We start from the raw sequence: 12,925 nt of genomic DNA, 5'->3' as shown, positions 1-12,925 counted from the left end.
CACCGTCGAGCGCGGCTTCAACAAACTCAAACACTTCCGCCGCATCGCTACCCGCTTCGACCGTCGCGCTGTCTACTTCCTGGGCTTCCTGCAGATCGCTGCAGCCATGCTCTGGATGCGATGAATGTCGATTCAGCCTAGCGTGCGCTTGCGACGCGCTGGACCAGACCACCCGGCAGACGCGCGACTTCTCCTGTCAGCTCCAACTCCATCAGCATCGCGGACACTGTTCCGGCTGGCAGGCCGCTCTGCCGGGCAATCTCGTCGACCGAGACCGGGGTTGGCGATACCAGGCCGCGAATGCGGCCGGTGCCGCCGATGTCGTCATCGCCGGAATCCGGGCCTTCTTCCACGGGTGCGTCCGGCCAGTCCTCGTCGAAAAGGTCGCTGCCGGACTGTGGGTCCGTTTCGCGCACCTGCGGCAGGGACTGCAGGCCGGCGAGTATACCGGTCACATCCTCGACGGTTTCGATCAGATGGGCGCCGTCCCGCAGGAGTTGGTTCGAGCCGCGGGCGCGCGGATCGATCGGCGAGCCGGGGACAGCCATCACTTCGCGTCCCTGTTCGGCGGCAAAGCGTGCGGTGATCAGCGAGCCCGAGCGCAGTGCGGCCTCGACGACGACCGTGCCGCGGGACAGGCCCGAGATCAGCCGGTTGCGGCGGGGAAAGTCGCGGGCTGTCGGGATGCGGCCGAGCGGGCGTTCGGAGATGACAAGACCGCGTTCGGCGATGGCATTGTGCAGATCGGCGTGTTCAGGCGGGTAGATGTGATCGATACCGCCTGCGACGACGGCAATAGTGCCGGTCTCCAGTGCGCCGGCATGGGCGGCGCCATCGATGCCGCGGGCCAGACCCGAGACCACGATGATACCTTCACCGCCCAGCCCGTGCGCCAGCTCGCGCGCGAAGCGCAGGCCGGCTGCCGAGGCGTTGCGGGCGCCGACCATGGCACAGGCCGGTCGGTCAAGCAGGGCGAGATCACCCTTGACGACCAGGGCCGGCGGTGGTGCGGGAATAGCCGCGAGGAGCGGCGGGAAATCGGGATCGATGCCGGTGAGTATCACACCGCCCACCCGGTCCACCGCATCCAGTTCGGCTTCGATCATCTCGCGGGAGGGAATGACGGGAGTCGGCTTGCCCGCCTTGCGGCAGCGTCCGGGCAGGGCGTCGAGCGCTGCCTCAGCCGTTTCATAGCGGGCGATCAGCCGGGCGAAGCCGACGGCACCCAGCCCTTCTGTGCGCGCCAGGCGCAGCCACATCACCCTTTCGGTGTGGCCGGGCCCGGCTTCGCTCATGCGGCCGTGTCTCCGGGATCGTCCGTGGCCGGGGCGGCATCCTTCCTGGCGCCGATGCGCGGCTCCTCGCCCTTGAGAAGGCGGGCGATATTGGCGCGGTGCAGGATATAGATCAGCACGGTGAGCACGCCGGCCATGATCGCCACGTCCGGCCGGCCCAGGAACCAGGCCGCGGCCGGAGCGGCGAGCGCGGCGGTGAGGGCGGCGAGTGAGGAAATCCGGAAGATCGCGGCCATCAGCAGCCAGGTACCGATCACCACGAGGCCGACCGGCCAGAACACGACTAGCATCGTGCCGACAAAGGTCGCGACACCCTTGCCGCCCTTGAATTTCAGCCAGACCGGGAAGCAGTGGCCGACAAAGGCGGCAGCACCGGCGATCAGGCCGGCCGTGGTGCCCAGCAGCAGGCCGAACACGGCAGCGGCGATGCCCGCCTTGCCCGCGTCGAGGAGAAGTGTGGCGGCAGCGAGGTCCTTGCGTCCGGTGCGCAGCACATTCGTGGCGCCGATATTCCCGGACCCGATCGCACGGATATCGCCCAGCCCGGCTAGCCGCACCAGCACGAGGCCGAAGGGGATGGAGCCGAACAGATAGCCACCGATGGCCGCGATTGCCAGATAAAGAGGTTGCATGACCGGTTTACGCCTTTTGGTTGTATATCGTGACTCCGCCGACGAGGGTTTGCAAGACCTGTCCCTGGAAACGGCGTCCGGCCCAGGCGCAATTGCCGCGGGCGGAGTGGAAACGGTCCGGATCGCAGACCCAGGGCTTGTCGCCATCGATCAGGATCAGGTCGGCCGGTGCGCCTTCGGCAATCCGGCCCTGCGGCAGGCCCAGAAGATCGGCGGGGCCGCAGGTTATCACGCGCAGGGCGTCGATCAGTTCCAGCTGGCCGTCATGAACCAGGCCCAGCATCGCACCGAGCGCGGTTTCCAGGCTCATCGTGCCGGCGATGGCGAGCGCAAAGGGCTCGCCCTTGTCGTCGAACGGGGTGGGGCGGTGGTCGGTGACCACGGCATCGATCTCGCCGCTGGTAACCGCCTCGACCAGGGCGCGGCGGTCGGCCTCGGCACGCAGCGGCGGATCCATGCGGAAAGCGCTGTCCAGCCCGCCGGCATCGACCTCGTTGAGGGTGAGGTGGGCGACGGCCACGGTTGCGGCGATTTCCTGGTCGCGCGTACGGGCGCGCCGCAGGGCGGCCAGACCGTCAGCCGTCGACAGGCGGTCGATCATCAGCTTGCCGCCGGACAGCTCGGCCAAAGCGGCATCGCGTTCGATGGCGATGCGTTCGGAGAGCGCGGGTTCCGCTGGCAGGCCCATGCGGGCCGACCAGTCGCTCTCCAGCGCCACGGTGCCTTCGGACAGGTCAGCATCGGCCGGGCGCACCGAGAGCCAGATATCGAACTGGCTGGTATAGGCCAGCAGCCGGCGCATGGTGCGGGTGTCGGCAATGGGCCGGTCGCCCTGGCCGGCATAGACCGCCCCGCCGCGCACCATCAGCCCGATCTCGGCCATTTGCTCGCCGGCCAGGCCCTGGGTCGCGCCGCAGGCGGAGAGCACATTGACGCCGCGCTTTGCGAGGCCGCGATTCATGCCGGCAAACCCGTCGGCCTTGTCGAGCGGGGCGCGGGCGTTCGGAGCCAGCACGATGGTGCCGAAACCGCCGGCCGCTGCCCCGGCCGTCAGCGTGTCCAGCGTTTCGCCGTCCGGCGTGAGCGCCGGTTCCTTGGCACAGCGCAGGTCGATCAGCGCGGGCGCGAGGATGCAGCCCTTCGCGTCGATCACTTCGTCGGCCGCATCGACATCGATCTCGCCGCCGGTCTGGACGATGACACCGTCCTCGATCAGTACCCCGCTGGGGCCGTCATGACCGGAGGCCGGGTCGACAAGGCGGGCATTGATGATGGCCAGGCTGGTCTCGCTCATTGTCCGGCCTCCCGGTTGCCGAAGTCGCGGCGGATGGTCTCGCCGATCAGCTCGAGCACCGCCATGCGCACGGCCACGCCGCTTTCGACCTGTTCCAGGATCACGCTCTTCTCCGGATCGTCGGCCAGCTTGGTGTGGATCTCGGTGCCCCGGTTCATCGGTCCGGGATGCATGACCAGAACGTCGGGCGAGCAGGCTTCCAGCCGTTCATGCGTCAGGCCGAACAGGTGGAAGAATTCGCGCGCCGAGGGCACGAAGCCGCCGGACATGCGCTCCTTCTGCTGACGCAGCGCCATGACGGCGTCGCAGTCCTGAAGGGCTTCGTCGAGATCGTGGAAGACGTCGCAGCCCCACTGGTCGACATCGGAGGGCAGCAGGGTGGGCGGGGCGCACAGGCGGATTTCCGCGCCGAGAATGTTCAGAAGGCCGATATTCGAGCGGGCGACGCGCGAGTGGAGGATGTCGCCGACAATCAGGATGCGCTTGCCGCCGACCTCGCCCCAGTGCTGGGCCAGGGTGAAACTGTCCAGGAGCGCCTGGGTCGGGTGCTCGTGCATGCCGTCGCCCGCATTGACCACCGCCAGCCCGGTGCGTTCGGCCAGGAAGCGCGGCGCGCCGGTGGCCGAATGGCGCACCACCATGATGTCCGGACGCATGGCGGCCAGCGTGCGCGCCGTGTCCGACAGGCTCTCGCCCTTGGAGGCCGAGGAGTGCGCCACGGCGAAATTCACCACATCGGCGCCCAGCCGCTTGCCGGCCATCTCGAACGAGCCCTGGGTGCGGGTCGAAGCCTCGAAGAAGAGGTTCAGCACCGTCAGCCCCTTGAGCACATCGCTCGACTTGTCCGGCGTGCGGTTCACCGCCAGCCAGTGGGCAGCGCGCTCGAAGATGATGCGGATGTCGACGGGATTGAGATCGGCCACCGAGATCAGGTGGCGGTGGGGGAAGTCGTAGGAAAATGCGGCGCGGGTCATCCCGCCTCCCGTTTCGTCAGGCCCCGGAAAGATGTCTGCGGCGGTATAGGGGCAGTCGCGGCAACGGGCAAGACGTGACACCAAGGCTTCCCCTGTGTGAGCGGGGGAAGTGCCGAGCGTAGTGAGGCGATGGGGGAGCGTCATGCGCGCTGACGCGCTCCATGGCGCTTTCGCACCGCCCCCTCAGTCCGCTGGCGCGGACAGCTCCCCCGTAAACGGGGTGAGCCCTGGTAATCGCGAGGCTTGACCCGCCGCACGGCTTCGCTTCTCGTTCGTACATGACGACTCTTTCCGGAGCGCTTGCGCTCGCGCTTCTTGCATCGACAGCCCAGTCCGATGCTTCGCCACCACCACGCTGTGCGGTCGAACTCCTCGTGCTGGGCGTGGCCCAGGATGGCGGTGCGCCGCAGATGGGCAATCCGGATGATCCGGCCTGGGCCGATCCGTCGCTGAGGCGGCTGGCGACCTCGCTCGCCATCGTCGACCGGCCGTACGATGCCCGCTACCTGTTCGAAGCGACGCCGGACATGCGCGAACAGCTGCAGCGGCTGGACGCGTTCGCCCCGTCGACAGGCGAGGGGCCCGGGCTGGACGGTATTTTCCTCACCCATGGGCATATCGGTCACTATACCGGGCTGATGTATCTCGGTTTTGAAAGCATGGGCGCCCAGGGTGTGCCGGTTTACGCCATGCCGTCCATGGCGGCCTTCCTGTTTTCTAACGGGCCCTGGGACCAGCTGGTGCGTCTGGGCAATATCGTGCTGGAAGACCTGCAGGCCGGCGAGCCGGCTGTGGCGGGCTCGCTCACCGTGACGCCCTTCGAGGTGCCCCATCGCCAGGAATACACCGAGGTTGTCGGCTTCCGGATTGAGGGACCGGACCGCTCGGCGCTCTTCCTCCCGGATATCGACAGCTGGGAGGAGTGGGATGTCTGGGGTGACGTCGAGGATGGCGCGCCCGGCATGATCGAACAGGCGCTGGCCTCGGTGGATGTCGCCTATCTCGACGCCACCTTCTTTGCCAATGGCGAGATCCCCGGCCGTGACATGTCCGGCTTCCCGCATCCCTTCATCACACATTCCATGGCGCGTTTCGCGGACCTGCCGGACGAAGAGAAAGCCAAGATCCGCTTCATCCATTTCAATCACACCAATCCGGTCCGCTTCCCCGATGCGCCGGAACGCCAGCAGGTCTTCGACGCCGGCTTCGGTCTGGCGGATGAGGGTGAGCGGTATTGTCTGGGGGATTGAGCCCTCAACACCGTCATCCCGACGAAAGTCGGGACCCAGGTCTCAGAGCTGATTTGAGCCAAGCCTGGCATGATCGTGTTCTGTGAACTGGGCCCTGATCGAAGCCTGCGCCCGCGAAGGCGGGTGTCAGGGTGACGCTTGTTGATCAAGCGTTGAGCCGTTCACCCCAACGCCCACAGCCAGAACGGGATGGTCACGAAGCAGAACAGCGCTGATGCCGTGATGTCTCCGGCCGAATAGGGCGCATCGCCGCCCATCTGTTTGGCCAGCACATAGGCCGAGGCGGCGCCGGGTGAAGCGCCGGTGAGCAGGAGGATGGTCAGCGGCACGCCCTCGACGCCCAGCGCCCGGCCGATGCCATAGAAGACCAGCGGCCCGATCATCAGCTTGATGAAGACTGACAGCGCCAGCAGCCGCGGCCGGGCCTTCATGGCGGTGAAGTTGAGACCGGCGCCCACGGACAGGAGAATCAGCGGCAGGGCGGCCTGGCCGAGGAGGTCGACCGTGTCGGTTACCATGCCGGGCAGGGGGATATTGCCCAGATTGACGATCCCGCCCGCGGCCGAGCCCAGGATCAGCGGATTGGTCAGGATGCGATAGAGGATCGAATCCCATTTCGGCTTGGCGCCATCGCCCCAGACCGACAGGGCCGCCACGCACTCCATGTTCACCAGCGGGATCGACACGACCATGACCAGCGCCACCAGGATCTCGCCCTCATCGCCGAACAGGGCAATGCCCAAGGCCAGGATGAGGAGGCCGTTCCAGCGGCAAGTGGCCTGGAAGAGGCTGGTATAGGTCGGATCGGGAATGCGCAGGAAGGGCTTCAGCGCCAGCGTGATCGCCGCCATGCCCAGAAAGCCCAGCATGGCTGCCAGGATGAAGCTGCCCAGCTGGATATTGCTCAGATCGGCATGGCTGATCGAGGAGAAGAGCAGGGCGGGCGACAGGCCCAGATAGGCCAGCCGCGAGATCGGGGCCCAGCTGTCATCGGGCAGAAGGCTGGACCGGCGCAACAGCCATCCGACGAAGATGACGCCGAATACGGGGACGAGAGCGGAGACGATCGAAGCCTGCATGATGAGTCTCTTTATTGCGCTTTGTCCGCAAGGTCATCCACCGCTTTGCCTTTTTGCCTTTCCTCCCCACGGCGTGGGGAGGGGGACCCGTGAAACGGGGGAGGGGCCGCCGCTATAGCGGCGGAATGTTGGTGCCTCACTCGACGGTCGTTCGCGACCTGCGGCCGCGACCCCTTCGACCCGAGGCTTTGCCTCGGCCCACTTCCCCACTTCCGTGGGGAAGAAAGAGGTTCGGGCTATCCGCCCAGCTGCGCCAGACGGTCGAGCGCGCTTTGCAGGATGTTGGCGGCGGCGTGGGCATCGATGACGGCCTTGCGCCTGTCGCGGCGCACGCCGGCGGCAATCAGCTTTTCCTCGGCCTCGAAGGTCGACAGGCGCTCATCCTGGAAGACGACGGGAATATCGCGCAGGCGCAGAAGGTTGCGGGCCAGGGCGCGGACCGACTGGACGCGCGGACCTTCGGACCCGTCCATATTGACCGGCAGGCCCATTACGATGGCCACGGCGTTGCGCTCGTCATAGAGGGCGAAGATGCGCTCGGCATCGGCGGTGAACTTGGTGCGCACAATGGTTTCAACCGGTGTGGCGAGCCCGCGCGAGGCGCCGGAAGAGGCCACGCCGATCGTCTTGGTGCCCGGATCGAGCGCGATCAGGGGGCCGTTCGGCAGGTCTTCCAGGGCGATAACGGGCATGCGCCGCCAATGCGCCGTGCAGGCGCAGCCGTCAAGCTTTCTTGCACCTGCGAAACCGGGTTGGTACTCAGTCGGCTTCGACTATCCGGAGTGATTTCCAATGTCCGTGACCGCTGACGACGTCCGGCGTATTGCGCGCCTCGCGCGCCTCGCCGAGCCGGAAGACCGTATCGACACCCTGGTGGGTGAGCTCAATGGTATCCTGAAATGGATCGAGCAGCTCGACGAGGTCGATGTCGAGGGCGTGCAGGCCATGACGACGCCCGTCGCCTTCCCGCTGCCGATGCGCGAGGACAAGATCACCGATGGCGGTATCCGCGACAAGGTTCTCGCCAATGCACCGAAGTCCGATGAGGGCTTCTTCGTCGTGCCGAAATCGGTGGAGTAGGGGCATATGAGCGATCTTCTCAAACTCTCCCTCGACGAGGTTTCCGCCAAGCTGAAGGGCAAGGAGGTCTCCGCGACCGAGCTTGCGCAGGAGGCCTTTGCGGCCTGCCAGGCGGCCCAGCCGGCGCTGAATGCCTTCACGGCGTTCGACGAGGAAAAGACCATGGCCATGGCCAAGGCTGCCGATGCGCGCCTGGCCAGGGGCGAGGGCGGTCTTCTGGAAGGCGTGCCGCTGGCCATCAAGGATCTGTTCGCCGTCGAGGGTGTCGACACCTCCGCTTCCTCGAACATCCTCAAGGGTTTCAAGCCGACCTATGAGTCGACGGTGACGTCGAAGCTCTGGGAGGCCGGCGCCGTCTTCGTGGCCAAGACCTCGATGGACGAATTCGCCATGGGCTCGTCGAACGAGACGTCGAACACCGGTCCGGTGGTCAATCCGTGGAAGGCCAAGGACAGCAATGAGAGCCTGACACCGGGCGGTTCGTCCGGCGGTTCGGCCGCCGCCGTGGCCGCCGATCTGTGCTTCGGTGCCACGGGCACCGATACGGGCGGTTCGATCCGCCAGCCGGCATCTTTCACGGGCACGGTCGGCGTGAAGGGCACCTATGGCCGCACCTCGCGCTGGGGTGTCGTGGCCTTCGCCTCCTCGCTGGACCATCCGGGCCCGTTCGCCAAGACGGTGAAGGACTCGGCCCTGCTGTTGCAGGCGATGTCGGGACACGACCCCAAGGACTCCACCTCGCTGCCCAATGACGTGCCGGATTTTGCCGCGGCTGTCGGCCAGTCGGTGAAGGGGCTGAAGATCGGCGTTCCGAAGGAATACCGGGTCGACGGCATGCCCGCCGAGATCGACGAGGTCTGGCAGAAGGGCATCGACTGGCTCAAGGCCGCCGGTTGCGAGATCGTCGACATCTCCCTGCCGCACACGAAATACGCCCTGCCGGCCTATTACATCGTTGCGCCGGCGGAAGCCTCGTCCAATCTCGCGCGCTATGACGGCATGCGCTATGGCAACCGGGTCGAGGGCAAGGATCTCAACGATACCTATGAGAAGACCCGCGCCGCCGGCTTCGGCCATGAGGTGCAGCGACGCATCATGATCGGCACCTATGTGCTCTCGGCCGGTTATTACGACGCTTACTACCTGCGCGCCCAGAAAGTGCGTACGCGCATCCTGCAGGACTTCGACCAGGCCTTCGAGAAGGTCGACGCTATCCTGACGCCGGCCGCACCGTCGGCCGCCTTCGGTCTGGGCACCAAGTCGGACGATCCGATCGCGATGTATCTCAACGACGTCTTCACCGTAACGGCGAACCTGGCCGGTGTGCCGGCCATGTCGGTGCCGGCGGGTCTCGACAAGTCGGGCCTGCCGCTTGGGCTGCAGGTGATCACGCGCGCGCTGGACGAAGAGACTATGTTCAAGGTCGGTGCGGCGATCGAGGACAGTGCCGGCTTCGGCTTCAAGGCGGAGAAGTGGTGGTAGGGCGATGAGCGACGCGCCGCTGGAGCATAAGGCGCCGTACAGGACGGCGAATGACTGGTTCAACCGGGTCATCGTGCTTTTGATCGCATTGATGGGACTGGTTCTGGGCGTGCCGCTGGCACTCTGGGGCTTTCTGAGCCTGTCGGGCCAGATGACGTCGTCGGATCTGTCCACCGTCACGGCGGTGCTGCTTTTCGGCATGGGCATGGCCTTCAACGCCTTCGGTGTCGTGATCGGATGGAGCGCACTGGTGCCAGGAGCGAAGGGATGAGCGACGCTCCCGGACCCGATACGCGCGAAACCGGCGCCGCCAATGTCTGGACGACGCGGATCATCGTGCTGGCCATCGCACTCATGTGCCTGATGTTTGCCGTGCCGCTGGTGCTAAGCGGTGTCGACGGGCTGATCGCCACGCTGGGGGCGGGCACGCTGCCCTCGCTGTGGGTGATCGTGGTGCTGCTGATCGGGCTGGCCCTGTGCGTCATTGGTCTGGGTACGGCCTGGCGGGCCTTCGTGCCGGCGCCGGGCAGTCGCAAGCGCGCGGATGGCGGGGATACGGGCAATGACTGAACCCGCGCACCCGGCGATGAAGCTGTCGCGGCCGGCCTTCCTGGTCGGCGCGCTGCTGGTGCTGGCCGGCGTGGTCGTGTTCCGCGGCATCGCCCCGCTGGAGCCGCGCAATCTCTGGACCGTACTGCTGGTGACACCCGGCGTCGGTTTCCTGTTTTTCGGTCTGACCGTGATGATGGCGGGCCGGGTACTGGTCGCGGCGATGAATACGCCGGAAGAAGAGCGTCCGACCTGGGACGACGAGGATGAGGACGAAGTTGAAGAGGTGAGTAAACACCATCCTTCCCCTTGATGGGGAAGGTGGGCCGAGGCGAAGCCTCGGGCCGGAAGGGGTGAATCCCGGCGCTTGCGGGTTCGCTGCGAAGCTGCAGACACCTCACCCCCACCCCATCCACCACGCCTCTGGCGTGGTCCCCCTTCCCCATCAAGGGGAAGGATGGCTGTAACGGCCGTCACGGCCTGGAGCGCCACCACAGAGGCAGGCTGCTCCGGTCGGATGGAGATAGCCATGACGGGCCGGCCGGTGAAGATTGCGCGGTCTCTGCGAAAGCTGATGACGCCGCAGGAAGTGAAGATGTGGAGCGCGCTTCGAGCCCTGAAGCGCCAAGGGTATAGATTCAGACGGCAAGTGCCGCTGGGGCAATACATCGTCGATTTTGCCTGCTTCGACCCGAAGCTGGTCATCGAGGTCGATGGTGGACAACATACGCTCGACGGGCATGCGCGTCGCGATTTGGAACGCGACCGGTGGCTGGCAGGGCAGGGATTTGCGGTCCACCGTGTGTGGAACCACGAGGTGAACGACAATTTCGATGGCGTCATGGAAGCCATCGGCGAGTATCTGCGAGGCAAGGGCGCAAGATGACCGAACATAGCTACACACTGCCGGGCGTGACCGGCGATTGGGAAGTCGTCATGGGTCTGGAAATCCACGCCCAGGTGGTTTCCAACGCCAAGCTGTTCTCCGGCGCGGCGACGGCCTTCGGTGCGGCACCCAATTCCCAGGTCTCGCTGGTCGATGCAGCGATGCCGGGCATGCTGCCCGTGATCAACGAGCACGTCGTCGAACAGGCGGTGAAGACCGGCCTCGGCCTCAATGCGAAGATCAATAACTGGTCGCGCTTTGACCGGAAGAATTATTTCTACCCCGATCTGCCTCAGGGCTATCAGATCTCGCAATTCCAGTTCCCGATCGTGGGTGAGGGCGCCATCGAGTGTGAGCGCGACGATGGTTCGCGCTTCACCGTGCGTATCGAACGCCTGCACCTGGAACAGGATGCCGGCAAGTCGATCCACGACCTTGATCCCAACTCCACCTATGTCGACCTCAACCGTTCGGGTGTGGCGCTGATGGAGATCGTCTCCAAGCCGGACATCCGCTCGCCGGAAGAGGCTTCGGCCTATGTCTCCAAACTGCGCACCATCCTGCGTTATCTGGGGACGTGTGGCGGCGACATGGAAAAGGGCCAGCTGCGCGCCGACGTGAACGTGTCGGTGTGCAAGCCGGGCGCCTACGAGAAATTCCGCGAAACGGGTGATTTCAAGCATCTGGGCACGCGTTGCGAGATCAAGAACGTCAACTCGCTGCGCTTCATCCGCCAGGCGATCGAGTATGAGGCCCAGCGCCAGATCGACATCATCGAGGAAGGCGGCAAGGTCGACCAGGAGACCCGCCTGTTCGACGCCAATACCGGTGTGACGCGCTCCATGCGGTCCAAGGAAGAAGCGCATGATTACCGCTACTTCCCCGATCCTGATCTGCTGCCGCTTGAACTGCAGCAAACCTGGGTGGACGAGATCAAGGCCGGCCTGCCGGAACTGCCCGACGCCAAGCGCGAGCGCTTTGTCTCCGTACTCGGCCTGTCGGACTATGACGCCTCCGTGCTGGCGGCCGACAAGGACCGTGCGGCCTATTTCGAGGAAGTGGCCGAAGGGCGCGATGCCAAGCTGGCCTCGAACTGGGTCAATAACGAGCTCTATGGCCGCCTCAACAAGGAAGGCCTGACCATCACCGATTGCCCGGTTTCCGCCGCGCAGCTGGGTGGTCTGGTCGCCCTCATCGAGGACGAGACCATTTCCGGCAAGATCGCCAAGGACGTGTTCGAGATCCTGTGGGCTGAAGGCGGCGATCCGGCGAAGATCGTCGAGGAACGGGGCCTCAAGCAGGTCACCGATACCGGCGCTATCGAGGCCGTGGTCGACCAGCTGATCGCCGACAATCCCGACCAGGCCGCTTCGGTGAAGGAAAAGCCCAAGGCGATGGGCTGGTTCGTCGGTCAGGTGATGAAGGCCATGCAGGGCAAGGCCAATCCCCAGGCCGTGAACGAGATCCTGCAGAAGAAGCTGCTGGGCTAGGGGTGGCTCTCCGCCCCAGCCGGCCTGTCGTCCTCGCCGGGGGCGTGGCGGTCTGCGTTGCGCTCCTTCGGGCCGCAACAGCGCTGTCCGGTCCCGGCGGCGCACCGGCCGCAATTCTGATCGGATTGTCGGCCGGCTTTGCCGTGATCTGGATGGCGGACTTCGCCCTCTCGACCTGGTGGGCGCGAAGGCTCGGCCAGCCACCGGGCATGGCGTTCAAATGGCAGCGCTTTCTCGTCGGAGGACCGGCAATCGGGCTGTCCACACTGTGCGGTCTGAGTGGCGCCCTCCTGTCGGCAAGCGCTGCAAACGGAGCCTATGACAGTGCCGCGAGCATTGTTTTCTTCTCGCTGTTTGCGGCAGCCATTGCAGGGGCCTGGTACGCCTTCCTGGCGAGCCCGATCTCGGTCGGTGTCGCCCGACGCTATTATCGCGGGCTGTAAACCGCCGGGCTATTCGGCCCCGGGCCGATCGCGCCGGCGCTTCGACAGGGCGAAGAGCGCCAGCCAGGTGATGCCGGTGAAGACCACGACGATTTCCGTGGCGACGACGAGCGGGGCGAGATAGCCCGGCTGCCAGACTTCCGCGACGATCGGGCTGCCGACCGCCAGCAGGATGGCAAGGGCGATGAGGGCGCCGATCTCGAAGGTGAAGAGCCGGCGTCGCCAGGTGGTCCTGAGTTCGCGCGCTTGAAGCGTGGCCATGGGAGCCTCCTTCGTGTGGCTGCGTTGAAAGAACGTATTCGGCGGGGCAAGGGTTCCCGCCGGTGCCCGGCCCGCTAGAGTCTGTACCCAATTCGGGGATTCTCAGATTGAGCGACGCATGATTCACTCTTGGCGTGGGCGTTTGAGCCAGGAGGCGAAGATGGCGCGCTATGATTTGAGTGACGAGGAGTGGGCGATTGTTTCGCCGCT

Annotated in this window: 16 protein-coding genes and 1 pseudogene; 10 read left to right on the top strand and 7 right to left on the bottom strand. The window is 65.7% G+C overall.

The window, feature by feature from the left end; genetic code table 11:
• A pseudogene (locus tag ABJO18_RS11305) lies at positions 1-124 on the top strand (IS5/IS1182 family transposase); the annotation flags it as partial.
• Positions 125-137: 13 nt separating this feature from the next.
• Here the strand turns inward: ABJO18_RS11305 and dprA are convergent.
• Genes dprA through ABJO18_RS11285 form a run of 4 tightly spaced genes read right to left on the bottom strand, consistent with a single transcriptional unit; the run spans position 138 to position 4,195 of the window.
• Entirely contained in the window at positions 138-1,295 is a 1,158-nt protein-coding gene (gene dprA, locus ABJO18_RS11300) for a DNA-processing protein DprA (RefSeq protein ID WP_348509385.1), read from the bottom strand.
• Entirely contained in the window at positions 1,292-1,927 is a 636-nt protein-coding gene (gene plsY, locus ABJO18_RS11295) for a glycerol-3-phosphate 1-O-acyltransferase PlsY (RefSeq protein WP_348509384.1), read from the bottom strand. The genes dprA and plsY overlap by 4 nt, the downstream gene beginning before the upstream one ends.
• A gap of 7 nt (positions 1,928-1,934) precedes the next feature.
• Positions 1,935-3,221 (bottom strand): dihydroorotase, encoded by a 1,287-nt coding sequence (locus tag ABJO18_RS11290; protein ID WP_348509383.1) that lies wholly within the window; start codon positions 3,219-3,221, stop codon positions 1,935-1,937.
• Positions 3,218-4,195 carry an aspartate carbamoyltransferase catalytic subunit gene (locus tag ABJO18_RS11285; RefSeq protein WP_348509382.1) on the bottom strand — a complete coding sequence of 326 codons (978 nt, stop codon included), beginning with the start codon at positions 4,193-4,195 and terminating at the stop codon, positions 3,218-3,220. The genes ABJO18_RS11290 and ABJO18_RS11285 overlap by 4 nt, the downstream gene beginning before the upstream one ends.
• Positions 4,196-4,473: 278 nt before the next feature.
• On the opposite strand from ABJO18_RS11285, the gene ABJO18_RS11280 reads away from it, so the two are divergent.
• On the top strand, positions 4,474-5,445 hold the full coding sequence (locus tag ABJO18_RS11280) for an MBL fold metallo-hydrolase (RefSeq protein WP_348509381.1): 972 nt from the start codon (positions 4,474-4,476) through the stop codon (positions 5,443-5,445).
• 161 nt (positions 5,446-5,606) lie between these two features.
• On the opposite strand, the gene ABJO18_RS11275 is transcribed toward ABJO18_RS11280, so the two are convergent.
• On the bottom strand, positions 5,607-6,524 hold the full coding sequence (locus ABJO18_RS11275) for an AEC family transporter (RefSeq protein WP_348509380.1): 918 nt from the start codon (positions 6,522-6,524) through the stop codon (positions 5,607-5,609).
• 236 nt (positions 6,525-6,760) lie between these two features.
• Positions 6,761-7,216, bottom strand: coding sequence for a Holliday junction resolvase RuvX (ruvX, locus tag ABJO18_RS11270; protein ID WP_348509379.1), 456 nt, complete (start codon positions 7,214-7,216; stop codon positions 6,761-6,763).
• Positions 7,217-7,316: 100 nt separating this feature from the next.
• Between ruvX and gatC the strand changes: the two genes are divergently transcribed.
• From gatC to ABJO18_RS11230, 8 genes are all read left to right on the top strand, one after another.
• Positions 7,317-7,604 (top strand): Asp-tRNA(Asn)/Glu-tRNA(Gln) amidotransferase subunit GatC, encoded by a 288-nt coding sequence (gene gatC / locus ABJO18_RS11265; RefSeq protein WP_348509378.1) that lies wholly within the window; start codon positions 7,317-7,319, stop codon positions 7,602-7,604.
• Between the two features lie 6 nt (positions 7,605-7,610).
• A complete protein-coding gene (gene gatA, locus ABJO18_RS11260) occupies positions 7,611-9,086 on the top strand; it encodes an Asp-tRNA(Asn)/Glu-tRNA(Gln) amidotransferase subunit GatA (protein ID WP_348515910.1) in 1,476 nt (491 codons plus the stop codon).
• Between the two features lie 4 nt (positions 9,087-9,090).
• A complete protein-coding gene (locus tag ABJO18_RS11255) occupies positions 9,091-9,357 on the top strand; it encodes a hypothetical protein (RefSeq protein ID WP_271185389.1) in 267 nt (88 codons plus the stop codon).
• Positions 9,354-9,656 carry a hypothetical protein gene (locus ABJO18_RS11250; protein WP_348509113.1) on the top strand — a complete coding sequence of 101 codons (303 nt, stop codon included), beginning with the start codon at positions 9,354-9,356 and terminating at the stop codon, positions 9,654-9,656. Before ABJO18_RS11255 ends, ABJO18_RS11250 begins: the two co-directional genes overlap by 4 nt.
• Positions 9,649-9,948, top strand: a complete 300-nt coding sequence (locus tag ABJO18_RS11245; RefSeq protein ID WP_348509114.1) for a hypothetical protein — start codon at positions 9,649-9,651, stop codon at positions 9,946-9,948. Before ABJO18_RS11250 ends, ABJO18_RS11245 begins: the two co-directional genes overlap by 8 nt.
• Positions 9,949-10,164: 216 nt before the next feature.
• Positions 10,165-10,521 carry an endonuclease domain-containing protein gene (locus ABJO18_RS11240; RefSeq protein ID WP_348509115.1) on the top strand — a complete coding sequence of 119 codons (357 nt, stop codon included), beginning with the start codon at positions 10,165-10,167 and terminating at the stop codon, positions 10,519-10,521.
• Positions 10,518-12,011, top strand: coding sequence for an Asp-tRNA(Asn)/Glu-tRNA(Gln) amidotransferase subunit GatB (gatB, locus tag ABJO18_RS11235; protein WP_348515909.1), 1,494 nt, complete (start codon positions 10,518-10,520; stop codon positions 12,009-12,011). The genes ABJO18_RS11240 and gatB overlap by 4 nt, the downstream gene beginning before the upstream one ends.
• Positions 12,012-12,013: 2 nt before the next feature.
• Complete coding sequence (locus ABJO18_RS11230; protein ID WP_348515908.1) at positions 12,014-12,454, top strand: hypothetical protein; 441 nt, start codon at positions 12,014-12,016, stop codon at positions 12,452-12,454.
• 9 nt (positions 12,455-12,463) lie between these two features.
• Here ABJO18_RS11230 and ABJO18_RS11225 read toward each other — a convergent pair whose 3' ends face one another.
• On the bottom strand, positions 12,464-12,715 hold the full coding sequence (locus ABJO18_RS11225; protein ID WP_348515907.1) for a hypothetical protein: 252 nt from the start codon (positions 12,713-12,715) through the stop codon (positions 12,464-12,466).
• Between the last annotated feature and the right edge of the window lie 210 nt (positions 12,716-12,925).

This window comes from Maricaulis sp. (assembly GCF_039978735.1).
In the GTDB taxonomy this organism is placed as follows: domain Bacteria; phylum Pseudomonadota; class Alphaproteobacteria; order Caulobacterales; family Maricaulaceae; genus Maricaulis.
The sequence above is the reverse complement of the archived record's forward strand: the minus strand, read 5'-3'. Positions and strand labels throughout refer to the sequence as shown.